The organism is Pseudomonas sp. S2_A10, from assembly GCF_054668465.1.
Genome location: NZ_CP162773.1, coordinates 4,134,621 through 4,150,200, shown reverse-complemented (window position 1 = coordinate 4,150,200; position 15,580 = coordinate 4,134,621). Strand labels below are relative to the sequence as shown.

14 protein-coding genes are annotated in these 15,580 nt (G+C 63.1%); all 14 read left to right on the top strand.

Annotation, left to right across the window (positions count from 1 at the left end; translation table 11 throughout):
* The 14 genes from AB4N41_RS18645 (at position 1) to AB4N41_RS18580 (ending at position 15,541) form a co-directional block, all read left to right on the top strand.
* Entirely contained in the window at positions 1-747 is a 747-nt protein-coding gene (locus tag AB4N41_RS18645; protein ID WP_041478600.1) for a sugar transferase, read from the top strand.
* Entirely contained in the window at positions 747-1,394 is a 648-nt protein-coding gene (locus tag AB4N41_RS18640) for a CpsD/CapB family tyrosine-protein kinase (RefSeq protein ID WP_024012451.1), read from the top strand. Before AB4N41_RS18645 ends, AB4N41_RS18640 begins: the two co-directional genes overlap by 1 nt.
* 21 nt (positions 1,395-1,415) lie before the next feature.
* Positions 1,416-2,438: a polysaccharide biosynthesis/export family protein gene (locus AB4N41_RS18635; protein ID WP_095179536.1), complete on the top strand. Its 1,023-nt coding sequence runs from the start codon at positions 1,416-1,418 to the stop codon at positions 2,436-2,438.
* A gap of 16 nt (positions 2,439-2,454) precedes the next feature.
* Positions 2,455-4,047, top strand: coding sequence for a GumC family protein (locus AB4N41_RS18630; RefSeq protein ID WP_252877838.1), 1,593 nt, complete (start codon positions 2,455-2,457; stop codon positions 4,045-4,047).
* On the top strand, positions 4,044-5,135 hold the full coding sequence (locus AB4N41_RS18625) for a glycosyltransferase family 4 protein (protein ID WP_252877837.1): 1,092 nt from the start codon (positions 4,044-4,046) through the stop codon (positions 5,133-5,135). Before AB4N41_RS18630 ends, AB4N41_RS18625 begins: the two co-directional genes overlap by 4 nt.
* On the top strand, positions 5,132-6,502 hold the full coding sequence (locus AB4N41_RS18620) for an O-antigen ligase family protein (RefSeq protein ID WP_252877836.1): 1,371 nt from the start codon (positions 5,132-5,134) through the stop codon (positions 6,500-6,502). Before AB4N41_RS18625 ends, AB4N41_RS18620 begins: the two co-directional genes overlap by 4 nt.
* Positions 6,499-7,467, top strand: coding sequence for a glycosyltransferase family 2 protein (locus AB4N41_RS18615; RefSeq protein ID WP_150635725.1), 969 nt, complete (start codon positions 6,499-6,501; stop codon positions 7,465-7,467). Before AB4N41_RS18620 ends, AB4N41_RS18615 begins: the two co-directional genes overlap by 4 nt.
* Complete coding sequence (locus AB4N41_RS18610) at positions 7,460-8,596, top strand: glycosyltransferase family 2 protein (RefSeq protein WP_150635726.1); 1,137 nt, start codon at positions 7,460-7,462, stop codon at positions 8,594-8,596. The genes AB4N41_RS18615 and AB4N41_RS18610 overlap by 8 nt, the downstream gene beginning before the upstream one ends.
* A 13-nt stretch (positions 8,597-8,609) precedes the next feature.
* Positions 8,610-9,611 (top strand): polysaccharide deacetylase family protein, encoded by a 1,002-nt coding sequence (locus tag AB4N41_RS18605; RefSeq protein ID WP_041478593.1) that lies wholly within the window; start codon positions 8,610-8,612, stop codon positions 9,609-9,611.
* Positions 9,608-10,912, top strand: a complete 1,305-nt coding sequence (locus AB4N41_RS18600; protein WP_130899478.1) for an oligosaccharide flippase family protein — start codon at positions 9,608-9,610, stop codon at positions 10,910-10,912. The genes AB4N41_RS18605 and AB4N41_RS18600 overlap by 4 nt, the downstream gene beginning before the upstream one ends.
* Positions 10,909-12,828: a hypothetical protein gene (locus AB4N41_RS18595; protein ID WP_252877835.1), complete on the top strand. Its 1,920-nt coding sequence runs from the start codon at positions 10,909-10,911 to the stop codon at positions 12,826-12,828. The genes AB4N41_RS18600 and AB4N41_RS18595 overlap by 4 nt, the downstream gene beginning before the upstream one ends.
* 68 nt (positions 12,829-12,896) lie before the next feature.
* Complete coding sequence (locus tag AB4N41_RS18590) at positions 12,897-13,586, top strand: GNAT family N-acetyltransferase (RefSeq protein ID WP_252877834.1); 690 nt, start codon at positions 12,897-12,899, stop codon at positions 13,584-13,586.
* Between the two features lie 4 nt (positions 13,587-13,590).
* On the top strand, positions 13,591-14,778 hold the full coding sequence (locus AB4N41_RS18585) for a GNAT family N-acetyltransferase (RefSeq protein WP_252877833.1): 1,188 nt from the start codon (positions 13,591-13,593) through the stop codon (positions 14,776-14,778).
* Positions 14,750-15,541 carry a carbohydrate deacetylase gene (locus tag AB4N41_RS18580; RefSeq protein WP_252877832.1) on the top strand — a complete coding sequence of 264 codons (792 nt, stop codon included), beginning with the start codon at positions 14,750-14,752 and terminating at the stop codon, positions 15,539-15,541. The genes AB4N41_RS18585 and AB4N41_RS18580 overlap by 29 nt, the downstream gene beginning before the upstream one ends.
* Positions 15,542-15,580 lie beyond the last annotated feature (39 nt).

Below are 15,580 nucleotides of genomic sequence, written 5' to 3'. Positions count from 1 at the left end.
ATGACTGGACATGAAAGAAGTGTGTCGATTGCACAGATGCGCCCTGACAAGCGCGTCGACCCGGAACATCGCATGCGCCTCGACGCGGCGATCCACCGTCAGGGTCGCGGCTGGCTCAGCGGCCGCGATGGCGGCCGCCCATGGCAGCTGTCGCGGACCAACCGGGTGGTCGCCTGCCTCGGCGCGCTGACGATTCTCGTGCTGATCTCGCCAGTGCTACTGGGCCTGGCCCTGGCCATCAAGCTCACCAGCCCGGGGCCGGTGCTGTTCGTGCAGAAACGCACCGGTTATCGCGGGCGCAAGTTCGGCATGTTCAAGTTCCGCACCATGGTCAGCAACGCCGAAGACCTCAAAGAGTCGCTGCGCCACCTCAACAAACACGGGGCCGACGCCATCGACTTCAAGATCGACAAGGACCCGCGCGTCACCGGCATCGGCAGTTTTCTGCGGCGCACCAGCCTCGACGAGCTGCCCAATCTGATCAACGTAGTGACCGGCGACATGCGCCTGGTCGGCCCTCGCCCGACCTCGTTCAACGCTTACCGCTACAAGGACAATCACCTCGCGCGTCTGGCGATCTACCCCGGTATGACCGGTCTGTGGCAGATCTCCGGACGCAGCAACATCGACTTCGACCAGCGCGTTGAGTTGGACCTCAGCTACATCGCCGAGCAGAGCCTTCTGCTTGATCTGAAGATTCTGTTGAAAACCCCCTTCAAAGTATTCAGCGGCCACGGAGCAAGCTAATGGACGGTTCAACCAATAAAAGCCTGAGCATCGCCAGCCCCAGCGAATCGAATCTGACTTCGACCGTGCTGGATCTCGATCTGCGCATTCTGTTCCTGACCGCCGCCAACCCCGGCGCCGGCACCACCACCAGCGCGCTGGCACTGGCCAGTCAGCTGGCGCAGATGAGCAGCGGCCAGGTGCTGCTGGTCGACGCCAGCCAGTCGGCGAACAACCTCACCCAGCAGATGAACCTCGGCAAGGAGCGCGGCCTGCGCGACCTGCTGTTCAACCCGGGCAACCCGCCGCTGTTGCAGGACTGCGTGGTGCAGGTCTCGAGCCTGCCCTTCCATGTGCTGCCCAACGGCCGGCCGATCCGCACGCTGGAACACCTGACCGCCGAGCGCCTGAGCCCGTTGCTCGACCAGTTGGGCAGCCAGTACCGCTTTGTGGTGATCGACGGCGACGCGGTGTATTCCGCCGCCGACACCCTGGTCATCAGCACTCAGGTCGACGGCGTGGTGTTTGTCGTGCGCGCCGAAGACACCCGCTGGGAAGTCGCCCAGGCCGCTGTGCAACGCCTGACTCAGGCCGGGGCGAAAGTGGTCGGCAGCGTGTTCAACCGGCGCAAGTACTACATGCCCAAATGGCTTTACAAAAACCTGTAAGCGAACGCAAAGGATGACGCCATGAACGCCAGAATGCTTGTCCTGCTGTTGCTGCCGCTTGCGGGCTGCTCCAGCACTTCCGACACCCAGAACATGCCGGTGAATATTCTCACCGCCTCCCCGGCCAACGCCCAGGCGACCGATATGCCGAAGATCGAGCAGACCCTGCGCCCGCAGGATGTGCTGGACGTGATCTTCCATATCAGCACCAGCGGTTCGGACGCCTACCGCGTGCAATCGGGCGACCAGATCGGCCTGAATTTCACCGCCGCCAGCCAGCTCAACGGCAATCAACTGGTGCTGCCCGACGGCACCATCGAACTGCCGGGCGCCAACACCTCGGTGAAGATCGCCGGGCTGACCAGCGAAGAAGCGCGTCAGGAAATCCAGCGCGTGTATCAGCGCAAACAGCTGTTCCAGCCCAACCGCAACCAGCTCACCGTGCAGATCATCAGCCCCTTGAGCAACGAGCAGAACCTTAAAAGTGCGCTGAACCACCCGGCCACCGGTATGAGCCGGGAGATCACCGTCGGCACTGACGGCTACGCGAGTTTTCCGGAAATCGGCGCCGTGCCGCTGCAAGGCATGACCGTCAATCAACTGGAATCGTTCCTCAACAAAAAGTACGCGCAACTGCCGGGCCGCATGACCGTGGACGTGCTGCTCAAGTCCACCGCAGGCAACGAGATCTACGTGCTCGGCGAGGTCGCACAACCGGGCTCGTATCCGATCCGCCGGCCGGTGTCGGTGCTCGAGGCGCTGACCCTGGCGCGCGGTACCAACGTCAAGGCGCGGCTGGATTCGGTGGTGATCATGCGGCGCAACGGCAATCAGGTGAAAGCCGTGCGCTACGACGTCGAAAAAGCGCTGTCCGGCGACGCCCCGCAAATCGCCTACCTGCAACCGGACGACATGCTCTACGTGCCAAAAACCAAACTGGCCAGCGCCGGCGAACTCGCCCGCCAACTGGCTGATGTGGTGCTGTTCCAGGGCGTCGGTTTCAGCTTCGGCTACCGCGTCGACAACAAAGACAGTGACAACTAACTCACAGGTGACCGACATGAACCCCAAGGAAAACTACCTGCATGAGTTCTTCAGGATTTTCTTCGCCAACAAGCAACTGGTGAAGCGCGTCTTCCTGACCTTTGCAGTCATCGCCCTGCTCCTGCCGTTGCTGCTCAAACAGAGCTTCGATATCACCGCGCAGGTCATCGTGCAGTCGAAAAAACTCTCTCAGGGCGACGCCACTACGTCGCTCACGGTGGACAACGCCACCTTCATTCCGCCGTCGCTGGCGGACATGGAAACCGAGAGCAATATCCTCCGCTCGCCAGCGCTGATCCGTCAGACCATCAGCGAACTGCGCGACAACGGCGAATACAGCCCGCCACCCGGGGTGTTCGCCAAGTTGCTCGGCGAACCGTTCAAGCGCTACGTCTCGACGCCGCTGCGCGAGTACGTGATCAATCCGCTTCGCGACGGGCTCGGCATGGAAACCGATCCGGTACGTGACACCACCCTCGACGCCCTGACCCAGCAAGCCGTCGACAGCCTGAAAATCGAAACCCTGCCCGGTTCCAACGTGATCTCGATCACCTACAGCTTCCCGGATCCGCAGCAAGGCACGACGTTTGTCAGCGCCCTGCTGCAGAACTATCTGGTCAGCCGTCAGGCCCTGCAATCGATCGACTTGCCGCAGTCGTTCTACGAGACCAAAAAGCACCAGTATCAAGTGCGTCTCGATGGCCTGGAAGGTAATCGTCAAGCACTGCTGGAAAATGTCGGCGCAGCGGATCCGAAGGAGGAAATCACCTTCCGCCTCAACGCCATCAACACTGAAGAACAGGCGCTGAACCTGTATCAGGACCGCCTGCTGCAAAGCCAGCGCTGGCTCGAATATCTGAAAACCGCGCTCGCCGCCGCCAGCAGTAGCAAGCTCAACGACTACACCTTCCCCTACACCTTCACCACCACCGTCGACAACGTGGCGTTCGAGGACCGGGAAATCAAACAGATGGGCGAGCAACTGACCAGCCAGGTCAGCCGTTACATGAACGATCTGGCGGTGTTCCAGCCCGGCAGCGAACCGATGCTGTTGACCCGCGAGCAGATCGCCCGCACCCGTCAGCAGTTTCTCAAAGTGGTGAGCAACCGCATCCAGGAACGCACCGCCGACCTGGCCGTGGTCAAGCAGGTGATCGAGCAGAAAACCGCGCGCATCGCCGAGTTCAAGAACCGCATCCGCGACCTGCAGCAGACCCAGAGCAAACTGCGCCAGATGGACACCGAGATCGATGCGCTGCACGCAGCGTTCTCGACCTATGCCCAGCGTTTTGCCGAAAGCAGCACCACGCGCTCGCTCAACGATGACCTGTCCAACGCCCGGGTACTCAGCCCGCCGTTCGAACCGACCGAGGCAGCGTTCCCGAAACCGCTGCTGATCATCCCGTTCGGGCTGTTCACCGGTCTGCTGCTGGCAATCGCGTTCGTCTACGTGCGTGAGTTCTTCGATCACCGCTTCAAGCATCCGGCGCAAATCAGCCATGAGCTGGGTCTGCCGGTCTTGTTGGTAATTAACGAAGAAACGTCACAGCCGGGCAATCCGCACAAGAACTGGACCATGCCGAGCCTGGTTCACTGGGTGCGCAATTGAACGCGGTGTCCACCCCAATCGTCGCCCTGCCGATCATTCATTTGCTCAGCAGCGGCGGCTTCTACGGGGCCGAGCGGATGTTGCTGGATCATTGCCTGGCCACGCCGGGGCAGCACCAGGTGCTGTTCCTCGACGCACCGCCTGAGCTGATCTCGCGCTTTCGCGAGGCTGGGGTGGACGCTCGCGCTTGTTCAGGGCCGGGCGAGCTGTTGCGGCACTTGCGTCAGCGCCGTGGCGACAAACCGTTGCTCAACACTCACAACTTCAAAGGACTGCTGTTCGGCTGGGTCGGTGCCACGCTGTTGCGCCTGCCGCTGGTGATCACCCAGCACGGGTTCACGCCGCGCAGTCGCAAGCAGAAGTTCTACACCTGGCTAAGCCTGCAACTGTGCCGCACGGCGTCGGTGAAACGGGTGGTCTGCGTGGCGGAAAGTATCGCCGTGCTGCACCGTCAGGCCAACGTCCGGACGGAGAAGTTGCAGGTGATTCCCAACGGTTTGCCAGCGGCGCCAGCGATGCCGTCGCTGGCAGAGCGGCAACGCTGGCTGGCCGGTTACGTCGGGCGGTTGAGCAGCGAGAAAGGCCCGGACCTGTTCCTCGATGCGCTGATCGCGTTGTGTCACCAGCATCCGCAACTGGACGCGGTGATGCTCGGTGACGGCCCGGAACGCGAGGCCTTGCAGGCGCGCATCGATGCTGCCGGGTTGCAGCAGCGGATTCGCCTGCCGGGCTACCAGACGGCGATGCAAGGCTGGTGGCAGCAACTCGATGCATTGGTGATCAGCTCGCGCACCGAGGGCACACCAATGATTCTGCTCGAAGCGATGCAGGCCGGCGTGCCGGTTGTGGCGTTCGCGGTCGGCGGTATTCCCGATGTCCTGCAGGACCGTCACAACGGCCTGCTCGCGGCGCCGACGGATACCGCCGCCCTCGCCCGCCAGCTCGACACCTTGCTGGCCGAACCGAAGCTGGCCGCGCAGTTGCGTGAAAACGCCAGACGCACCCAACAGGAACGCTACGACCTCAAGGCTTTGGCCGAACGCTGGTCGCAGCTGTACATCCAAACGGCACGGGAGACACGCGCATGATTTTCCCGCTCTCGATCGTCAGTCTGTTCGCCCTGGTCAGCCTCGGTCTGCTGGCCAGTCCTTGGCCGTATCTGGCGCCGGGGGCGGTGATTGGCCTGGTCGGTTTCACCGTCCTGTACCGCAAGCCGACATGGGGCCTGCTCGGCATTGCCGCGCTGGTGCCGTTCGAAGGGTTCTTCAAGGACAGTTCAGTGTCGGGAAGCAAGTTGCTCGGCGCCTCCCTGGCGGTAATCGTGATGCTGCAACTGACGCTGCACCAGATTCCGTCGCAACGCCTGCGCAGCAACCTGTGGCACTGCCTGATCGGCTTCATGATTCTGTATTTTCTCAGCCTGCTCAATACCGATGACATGGGCATGTCGCTGGGGCATCTGCGCGAACTCAGCGTTGGTCTGGTGCTGTTTGTCATTACCTTGTTGATCGGCCGCGAACTGAACCTCGACCTGTTCGCCCGGCTGGTGACCCTCGCCGTCACCGCGACCTGCGCCATGGCAATGTTCTCGGCGAAGTTTCAGGATCAGGGCCGCGCCGCCGGCCTGCTCGAAGACCCCAACGCCTTCGCTATGCTCATCGCCTTCGCCATTCCTCTGGGCCTGCTGCTGGTGATCCGCAGCCCGAACCTGCTGCACCGCTTGTTCTGGGGCGCCTGCTGCCTGCTGTTGCTGGGCGGCATGACCAAGACCGAATCGCGCTCAGGTCTGGTGGTATTGGCGTTGAGCCTGCTCATCGGCATTTGGCACTACCGCGCGCAACTGACCCACATCCGCCCACGGCATCTGGGTTTCGTCATGCTCGGTGCGGCCATCGTGATTCCGCTGGCGATCTACGCCATGCCGGCCGGTTACATGGCGCGGATCCAGTCATTGAGCATCCTCAGCGCCGGCTCCAAGGCGCAGGACGAATCCCTCGGCCGCCGTGCTTCCTACATCGTCGTCGGCGGCCAGATGATCCGCGAACATCCGGTGCTCGGCTCCGGTCCCGGCACCTTCCCACTGCATTACGCGACCACCGGTTACGCCAAGGCGTTTTCCGCCAACCGCAAGATCGGCGATCTGTACCGCCGCGCCCACAACACCTATTTGGAAATCTTCAGCGAACTGGGCGTGCCTGCCGGGCTGTTCTTCGTCGGCATGCTCGGGCTCGGTCTGTACAACCTGATTCGCGCGCGGGCGGCGTGGATGCTGCGCGGTGATGGACATCGGGCGGACATGATGACCCACCTGGGGGTGAGCTTTCTGTCGCTGACCCTGTTCCTGATGTTCCTCAGCGCGCCGAACCAGAAATACGTGTGGATCATGCTGGCGCTGACCAGCGTCCTGCGCATCAAGGCCGAGCAGGCGCCACTGACCCCGGAGACGCAGGCATGAAGCGGATCAGCATCGTCATCCCGATGTACAACGAGGCGCGGCACATTGGCCGTACCCTGCTCGCCGCGCAGAAAGCCGCACACGCGGCCAACGTCGAGTGCGAGCTGATCGTGGTCGACAACGGCTCGACCGATCAGGGTCCGCAGATTGCCCGGCAGTTCGGCGCAACCGTGCTGAGCTTGCCGGGGCTGTTGATCGGCGCTCTACGCAATCGCGGCACGGCGATCGCCAGCGGGGAATGGCTGGCCTTCATCGACGCCGACGTGGAAATGCCTGAAACCTGGTTGCAGCCCTTGTTCGACATCCAAGCCAGTGGCCAAGCCGATGTGTTCGGCCTGGATCTGCATACGCCGGCCGAGGCGCCATGGTTCGCCACGGCCTGGCAGCGGCGCACTTCGCAGCCGTCGCACCGCGTCAGCCACAGTGTCGATTGGCTGCCCAGTTCCAACCTGCTGATGCGTCGCGACTGGTTCGACAAGGTCGGCGGTTTCAACGAGGCCCTGCGCACTGGCGAAGACAAGGAATTCACCCTGCGCCTGCACGAACAGGGCGCGCGTCTGCTGTCGGTCAATGACAAGGTCGCGCTGCACTGGGGTTACGAGATGAACTGGCGCGAATGGATGGGCAAGGAAATGTGGCGTCAGGGCAGCCATCTGCAACTGCTGCGCACCCATGGCATGAGCCTGCGCCTGCTGCGCTTTCCAATATTGTCGTTGTTGGTGTGGATCCTCGATTTCCTGGCGATTTCCGCACTGCTAGACGGCTTTCCCCATCACGCGGCGGTGATGGTCACCCTGACCGTGATCCCCGGTCTGGTCCTGAGCGTTCGCCAGAGCATCAAGCACCGCGATCCGATTCTGCTCCTGCAACTGTGGGGCCTGCACTGGCTGCGCCTGCACCTGGCCGGCGCGGCGTTCATTTTGAGTCTGTGTCAATGGAACGCAAGGAGGCCTGCCCGTGGCTGAGTTCATTTTCTGGATGTGCCTGTTGCTGCCCGTCTACGCCTACGTCGGCTACCCGCTGTTGCTGACGATCCTCGCGCCGCTGTTTCCAGCGTGGCGACACACGCCGGCGCCGCCGCTGAACGTCAGCATCGTCATCGCCGCGCACAACGAGGCGCGGCATATCGAGCACAAGTTGCGCACGCTGCTGGCCCAGGATTATCAACCGGCAACGCTGCAGATCATTCTCGCCAGCGACGGCTCTACCGATGACACCGTGGCCTGCGCGCACAAAGTGATTGATCCGCGCATCACCGTGCTTGACCTGCCGCGTCAGGGCAAAGCCGCCACGCTGAATGCCGGCGCGGCCCTGAGCAGCGGCGACATTCTGGTGTTTACCGATGCCGACAACCAATGGTCACGCGACACCCTCGGTCACTTGCTCGCGCCGCTGAGCGATCCACAGGTCGGCGCTTGCGCCGGGCACATGGTGATCCCGGTCACCGGTGGCGGTCTGAGTGTCGGCGACAGCCTCTATCGGCATTACGAAGGGTGGTTGCGCCGGGTCGAGAACCGCACCGGTTGCATGGTCTCGGCCGACGGCGCCCTGCTCGCCCTGCGCCGCGAGCTGTTCCAGAACGTACCGGCCGAGGTCAACGACGACTTCTTTATCAGCACCTGCGCGCCGGTAGCCGGCAAGCGCATCGTCTACGTTCCCGAAGCGCAAGTGATCGACCATGGCGTCGACGAGGCGGACAAACAGTTTCGCCGCCGTCAGCGCGTCACCGTCGGCGGCCTGCAAAGCCTGGCCCAGCGCCGCGAGCTGCTCAACCCGCTCAAGCATGGCCTGTATTCCCTGGCGTTGATCAGCCACAAATTGATCCGCCGCCTGGCGCCGGTACTCCTGCTGCCATTGCTGCTGAGCAATTGCTGGCTGTGGGACGAGCACGCTTTCTATCGCCTGAGCCTGATCGCGCAACTGTTCGGCTACAGCGTGGCAATTGCAGGGCTGCTGGATGCGCAACACCGCTTGCCGAAACCGTTCCGCCTCGCCGCGTTTCTGCTGGTCACCCTCGCCGGGATGAGTCTCGGCCTGTGGCAGTTCCTGCGCGGTCAGCGGTATGCCCAGTGGAATCCGGAACAGAACCGTTAAAAGGACCGAAGCCATGGCGATCAAACAACTGATAAAAAGCACCAGTGGCTGGCTCTATCTCAACTCGCCGGTGGGCCGTCAGCAGTTGCAGGGCGCGGGGGTGATTCTGATGCTGCACCGCGTGCTGTCGAATGACCGCGCCGCCGACCTGCCGCACCGCAATGAACTGTGCGTCGGACCGAAAGCGTTCGAGCATTTGCTGGTGTGGCTGCGCAAGCATTTCGACTGCGTGCCGCTGATGGAAATTCTCCAGCCCAACGCCCTGCGCAGCGAGCGCCCACGGGTGGCGCTGACCTTTGACGATGGCTGGCGTGACAACGCCGTCAACGCCTTCCCGTTGCTGCAGAAACACCAGGTGCCGGCGAGCATTTTTCTCTCCACCGATTTCATCGGCAGCCGCCAGCGTTTCTGGTGGGAAAGCCTTGGCGAAACCCTATGGGGCAGCCATGGCGATAAAGCACGCATGCACCTGATCGAATGCCTGCATGCGCGCAAACATCCGCTGCCGGTGCTGCTTGATGACATCGATGTCGAGCGCCGCAGCCTGGCGCTGCTGCATTACCTGCAAGGGCTGAAAAGCCTGGCCCCGCAGGAGCTGGAAGAACTCACCGACGAATGCCCGAAGGACTCGCTGCCACAGGCACTGGACTGGCATCAGGTGCGGGCAATGGAAGCCTCCGGTCTGGTGCGGTTCGGCCCGCACGGCGCCAGCCACGCAATCCTCACCGGTCTCGATGATGCGCGCCTGAGCGAAGAAATCCGCCGCAGCCGCGACGCATTGAACAACGGCTGCAACCGACCTCTACCGGTCTATTGCTACCCCAACGGCGACAACGATGATCGCGTTCGCCAGCAGGTCGCGGACCACGATTACCCGTTTGCGCTGGGCACCGGCACCGGGATCTATCGCGGCGACGGCGATCCGCTGAACCTGCCGCGTTTCGGCGTCAGCCAGCGCACCGCGCGCCATCCGCAATTGCTGTCGTGGCGGATCTACCGGGGAGCGCGGCCATGAGCCGAGGCAACTACCTCAAGCACCTCGCGTTGAGCATGGGCACCAAGCTGGCGATGATCGCCTTGCGTTTGCTGCGCAACGTCCTGCTCGCGCGGATTCTCGGCCCCAGCGAACGCGGCCTGTTCGCCCTGCTCAGCACCCTGCCTGACCTGATCAGCGCGGCCACCAGCGGCGGTTTGAATTCGGCGGTCGGTTATCAGGCGGCCAAGCAGCGGCCGATGGGTTTGCTGCTCAGCCAGGTGCTGGTGTTCGGTTGTTTGCTGGCCGGTTTGCTGACTTTGCTGGTGGTGGCGCTGGTGCGCGAATTCGGCACGCAACTGGACGTGACCACGCAACTGGGCCTGCTCGCCTGGCTGTTGCTGCTGGCGGTGCCGTTGACCGTGTTGAAAAGCGGCCTGCTGACCCTGCACAACGCCTCGGGTGGCGTGGTCGCGTTCAACGTCTTGCGCCTGATCGAATCGCTGGCGCCGCTGTTGCTGTTCGTCGCACTGTTCTGGATGTGGCAGAGCGCGGCGTTGGAGGCAGCGCTGATCAGTTGGCTGGCCGGTATCAGTCTGGTGGTGCTCGCCGGTTGGGTCTGGCTGAAGCGGGCGCAGCCATTGCAGCTGCAATGGGATCGCGCCAGCCAGAAGGAGCTGCTGCGCTACAGCGCGCGCAGCCATCCCGATCTGCTGTTCCAGCAAGTGATTTTGCGCTCAGATTACCTGTTTATCGGCGCCCTGCTCGGTAGCACCGCGCTGGGCCATTACGCCATGGCCAGCGCTGCTGCCGAATTGCTGTTGATCGTCCCCGAAGCGGTGACTACGCCCCTGATGAAACGCCTGCTGCAACAGGATGAAGGCATGGACAAGGTCACTCCGCTGGCGCTGCGCCTGACCGCGACGGTGATGCTCGGCGCCTGTTTGAGCATGGCCGTGATCGGCGAGTGGTTGATCGTCACCCTGTTTGGCGCTGCCTACCAACCGGCGTACCCGGCGCTGCTGGCGTTGCTGCCGGGGCTGTTGGGTCTGTGCTACGCGAGCATTCTGCGCCTGGACTTGCTGGGCAAGAATCGCCCCGGCTCGGTGTCGTTGTTGATGGGCCTGGGCGCGCTGCTCAATCTGGCGCTGAACCTGGTGCTGATTCCGGCCTACGGCATCGTCGGCGCCGCCGCCGCATCATCGATCGCCTATCTGGCGGTGACCGTGGCCATGCTCGTGCTGTATTGCCGTTTGAGCGCTGTGCCGTTCTGGCAAACCCTGATCATCCTGCCCCGCGACGTGCTGCCGATGTGGTCGATGCTGCAGAGGAAACCCGCATGAAAGGCTGGTACCTGCTGTTCGGTCTCGGCCTGTCGCTGGACGCTTTGGCGGCGTCGATGCGCTGGGGCGAGATTCGTGACGGCAGTCTGTTTCTGCAAACCGATCAGCCTGACAGCGTGACCGTGCGCTGGACCCCGGCGTGGCAAGCGGATGCCAACGAAGAGCAACTGTACCTGCTCGACGGTCGCGGCAAATTGCTCGGCGAACGCTTGATCAAGGCCAGCGAAACCCGTGGCAGCCAGACCTGGCCGCTGCTGCCCGGCGCGGCGAGTTATCGACTGGAAATTCCCGGCTACAGCTTCCGCCACTACCGCATCGAACACGATGAACGCACCGTTGCCCTGTTTGCCCCGGCCAAAGTGCACTTCAGTGCCGAAAGCAAAAATGGCGACGTGCTGTATTTCAAAGTCGCGGCCGGTGAGCATGCAGTGCTCGCCGGCAAGTTTCACGGCGGCGTCACCGCGCTACAGGCGCAGCGGATCGGCGACCACCAGGCGCTGACTCTCGCACTGAAGCCCTATCGCGCCTATTGGCAGTTCGATCAGGTCGCGTTGCCAGTCAGCCCCCGTGAGCAGGTCTGGCGTCTGCAACTGCAAGGCAGCGGCAAAGCGGCGTTCTGGCTCGACGGCACGGCCAATCTGTTTGCGCAGAATCCGCAGCAACTGCAACCGCTGCGCGAAGACGTCGGAGATGTCCGGCTGGTGCTGCATGACAAAGTCCTCGGGCGCACGCCGGATCTCGGTATTGCCCTGCCCTACGTGATGCCGCCCGCAGCCAGCCACGCGCTGCTCGATGCGCTGAAACCGACGGCAGCGAGCTATTACAGTTTCGTCGACGTCACGGCGCAGAACCCGCAATTCGAAGACGCATTCCGCCGGGTCTATCAGCAGCGCTTCGGCATTCGCAACGACATCACCCTGCTGGCCGGCAGTCAGCGCCAGGCCGATCTGCGCGCCGACGTGCAGAGCAACAGCGGCCTCGACGCCTGGCTGGCGAGCACCCGCGCGCTGGGCGGCAATGGCACGCATTACATCGGCTTTGCCGACGAACCCAATCTCAACTATTCCAGCTACGGGCAATATCAGGCGATTTTCACCAGCATGGCCCGTCAGGTGCGCAGCGACCCGGCGAATGCCCGCGCCGGTGTGCGCATCGCCATGCCGGCCAGTTCGCGACTGGTCAACGGCCCGTTCGCCGATAATGCGGCGGACAAGCGCGGAATCGATTGGGCACGGCGCCTGCTCAGCGAGTCAGCCGATCAGGTCGATGCACTGGCCTGGCATGAATGGATGATTCGCGATCTGCTCGCCACCCGCGTCTACCGCGACAGCGTGCGCCGTGCCGCCGAACTGGTCGGCCGCGACGCCAATGGTCAGCCGCGCAAGGCCTTGCTGCTCGATCAGACCAACCTGTCCAGCGGCTCCAGCCTCAGCCCCTACGATCAGGAAACCCACTACACCTCGCTGTGGTGGGCCTCAGTGGTGATCAATGCCTCGCAGGACGGTTTGCTGAGCATGCTCAACTGGTTTCAGGCCGCTGACGAACCGCATTACCCCAAAGGCATGTTGCGCGTGTTGGGCGACGATCGCTTCGAGCTGAAACCGGTCGGCCTGGCCCAGCAATTCATCGCCCGCCACTGGCTGCACCAGGTGCTGCAACTGGACAACGACGCCTTCGAGGTGGATGTGCTGGCGATGGCCGGCGACGAGCAGCGCACGTTGCTCGGAGTGAACAAAGGGACGCGCCTGCAACGCGTCGATCTGAGCGGCGCCAGGTGCCCGCTGAACCATGGCGCCCTGCGTTACTTCGGCGCCGACAATCGCAGCCGCGACGCACCGTTTGCCTGCGACAACGGGCGCGTGCGTTTCGAACTGCCGGGGCAAACCCTGTTTGCCCTGAGCTGGAGCGCTTCATGAGCCGCCCTTCGATGCTCTGCCGCGCGGTCTTGATGCCGCGCATGGCACCTTCATCAGGAGAAGAGACCATGGATGTTTTGCAAAAACTCAGCGGACATATTCGTCGTAAAGGCCTGCGAGCGACCTTGGGCAAGATCCGCAAACTGTACATTTTTTCCCATCAGCAACTGCTGTGGATGGAGCGCGACCTGGTCAGCCCGGTGCCGCCGCACAAGCTCAAACCCTATCCGCCGCTGCGCGTGGTCAGGATCACCGCGGACAACGCCAGCGCTTTCGCGCGTTACTTTGGCGACCGTGTCGGCACGATGGCCGAGCTGGCCAAAGAGGGCCACACCGGGCACATGCATGTCGACGAGCAAGGCGATGCCGTGGCGTTTATCTGGGGCACGCCGCGCAGTTATTTTGATCGGCACTACTACGGCTGCCGATTCCCGGTGAAGCCCGGCGAGTTCTTCGAGTTCGGCGGCGAACTGGCCCGGGCCTACTGGGGAACAGAGCTGTCGGTGGACCTGCAATTGCGCTTGTGGGAAGCCATGGCCGCCCAGGGCTGCAGCAAAGTGGTCGATGTCTGCGAGTCGCACAACATACCGGCGCTCAAGCTGCATCTGCGCATGAGCTATACCGAACAACAGCGGATCATGAATATCTACACGCTGTTCGGCCGCTGGCGCTTCTATCGCGAAACCCGCTACAGCGGTTCGCGCCTGGCGGCGCTGGGTAAAACTTCCCGTCCACCTGTCAACGCAACGGCGGCCTGAACCTATGGTGATGCGATTCGAATGGTGCACGTCCCTGTGCGCCGCCGACTTCCCGGCAACCGCGTATGAAACGCTGCGCCTGGGCGTGACCGACCATACGCCGTTCAACAATCTCGGCTGGTTATGTGCGGCGGAACAGGCTCTGGGTGAGGATCAGCGCCTGCACATTCTGCTCGGTTGGGAAGCCGCAGAACTACGCCTGTGCCTGCCGCTGGTAGCCAGCCGCGAGCGCTTCGCCGGCGTGCCGTTTCGGGTCTTGCATCACTTGGGTTATCCGCTGGCTGATCGTCTGGCCCTGCTGTCGTTGCTCGGCGGCGCGGACATGCACGAGGCGCTGCTGTTGATTCGCCAGCGCCTGCCCCATGCGCTGCTGCAACTCAATGAGCTCTCGGAACCGGCGGGTGAAGAAAGTGCCGTCACCGCATGGATGGCGCGCAGTTCCACGGCCGAGCGACGCCTGAGCTGCCGGGTGCCAGTGCATCTGATCAGCGAAGCAGACCATCAGGAAGTCTCCGGCGACCCGCGCTACAAACTGCGCCGGGCACGCAAACGGATTGCCGCGTGCGGTGCGCAGATCCGCCGGATTACCCCGGATGCGCTGAGCATGGCTGCCTTGTTGCAGACCATCAGCGAAGTCGAGGCGGTGAGCTGGAAAGGCGATGAAGGCGTCGGGATTTTCGCCACACCGCGCAGTCGCCAATGGATCGAACGCGCCTTCACCGCCCTCGCCGGCCAAGGCCTGGTACGCGTGGTGATGCTCGAGCTGAACGGCCGCTGCATCAGCTATCGCCTCGGCCTGCTCGAACAGGGCCGGCTCTACGATTACAACCTCGCCTTCCTGCCGCAGTACGCCGATCTCGGCAGTGGCCGGGTGTTGCTGGAGGAATGGATTCGCTGGGGCCTGGACGAGCACTGGCGCTGGATCGATGCCTCGCGGGTCAGCCTGGAAAACTCCAGCCATCAACTGCACGAACGCATGACCGGGCAATTGGAACACTGGCGCTGGAGTTTCTATTCGTGGCGCCCAAGTGGGCTGGCATTGGGTCTGGCGCTGCGCATCTGGTATCGCTGCAAGCCCGCCGTGCAGCAGTGGCGCACCAGGCGCGCCAACAAAAAATCTGCAGCACTGGTGCAACCTGTCGCAATCACTCCGGAGGGCGGCCATGCCTCGCCAAGTCATAGTCAACGCTGATGACTTCGGTCTCAGCGCCAACGAAAACGCAGTGATCTTCGCTGCCTTCCACGCCGGCCTGATCAGCTCGGCCACGGCCATGGCCAACATGCCGGCGTTCGAAGCTGCCTGCACCATGGCCCGCCATCCGACGCTGCAAGGTCGGGTCGGCTTGCACTTCAACCTGACCTACGGGCGCCCGCTGAGCCAGGCGATCCTGGGGCGGCGGACCTTTTGCGATGGCAACGGCGTGTTCGACCTCAACCTGCCCCGCCACAGCCTGTGGCTGAGTCGCGCAGACCGTGACGCGGTGCGCGCCGAGTTACAGGCGCAGTGGCAACGCTGCGTCGATCACGGCATGCGCCCGAGCCATATCGACTCGCACCAGCACGTACACAACATCTGGCCAATCGGCGAAGTCGTCGCGAAGTTTGCCGCCGAGCAAGGCGTACCGATTCGGCTGGCGCGCAACCTCGGGCACAACCTCACGCTGCCCAAGCGCCTATTCAAGGGTTTGCTCAATGGCCGTTTGCAGAGTCTGGCGCGGGTCACCGCCGATTACGTCTGTACACCGCTGGACCTGCGCAATGCCAGCGTCCCCAGCGACGGCGTGCTGGAAATCGTCGCCCACCCGACCCGCCTCGGCGTCGATTTCGGCGATGCCTATCTCGACTCCGGCGATTCTTTGAGCGAGGTACTTGAGCAGGGTTTGAGAGGCGTCGCGCGAGTCTCGTATGCCGACCTCAATCGAGAGGAAACGCAGGGCGCTACGGCGCTCGAATGAATCACCGCTGTAACGACACTCACCACAACATCCGGGCAA

Coding starts and splice junctions, on each gene's coding strand:
- AB4N41_RS18630 (WP_252877838.1), top strand. CDS start 2,455: ATGAACCCCAAGGAAAACTACCTGCATGAGTTCTTCAGGATTTTCTTC.
- AB4N41_RS18645 (WP_041478600.1), top strand. CDS start 1: ATGACTGGACATGAAAGAAGTGTGTCGATTGCACAGATGCGCCCTGAC.
- AB4N41_RS18615 (WP_150635725.1), top strand. CDS start 6,499: ATGAAGCGGATCAGCATCGTCATCCCGATGTACAACGAGGCGCGGCAC.
- AB4N41_RS18595 (WP_252877835.1), top strand. CDS start 10,909: ATGAAAGGCTGGTACCTGCTGTTCGGTCTCGGCCTGTCGCTGGACGCT.
- AB4N41_RS18590 (WP_252877834.1), top strand. CDS start 12,897: ATGGATGTTTTGCAAAAACTCAGCGGACATATTCGTCGTAAAGGCCTG.
- AB4N41_RS18620 (WP_252877836.1), top strand. CDS start 5,132: ATGATTTTCCCGCTCTCGATCGTCAGTCTGTTCGCCCTGGTCAGCCTC.
- AB4N41_RS18585 (WP_252877833.1), top strand. CDS start 13,591: ATGGTGATGCGATTCGAATGGTGCACGTCCCTGTGCGCCGCCGACTTC.
- AB4N41_RS18605 (WP_041478593.1), top strand. CDS start 8,610: ATGGCGATCAAACAACTGATAAAAAGCACCAGTGGCTGGCTCTATCTC.
- AB4N41_RS18580 (WP_252877832.1), top strand. CDS start 14,750: ATGCCTCGCCAAGTCATAGTCAACGCTGATGACTTCGGTCTCAGCGCC.
- AB4N41_RS18640 (WP_024012451.1), top strand. CDS start 747: ATGGACGGTTCAACCAATAAAAGCCTGAGCATCGCCAGCCCCAGCGAA.
- AB4N41_RS18600 (WP_130899478.1), top strand. CDS start 9,608: ATGAGCCGAGGCAACTACCTCAAGCACCTCGCGTTGAGCATGGGCACC.
- AB4N41_RS18635 (WP_095179536.1), top strand. CDS start 1,416: ATGAACGCCAGAATGCTTGTCCTGCTGTTGCTGCCGCTTGCGGGCTGC.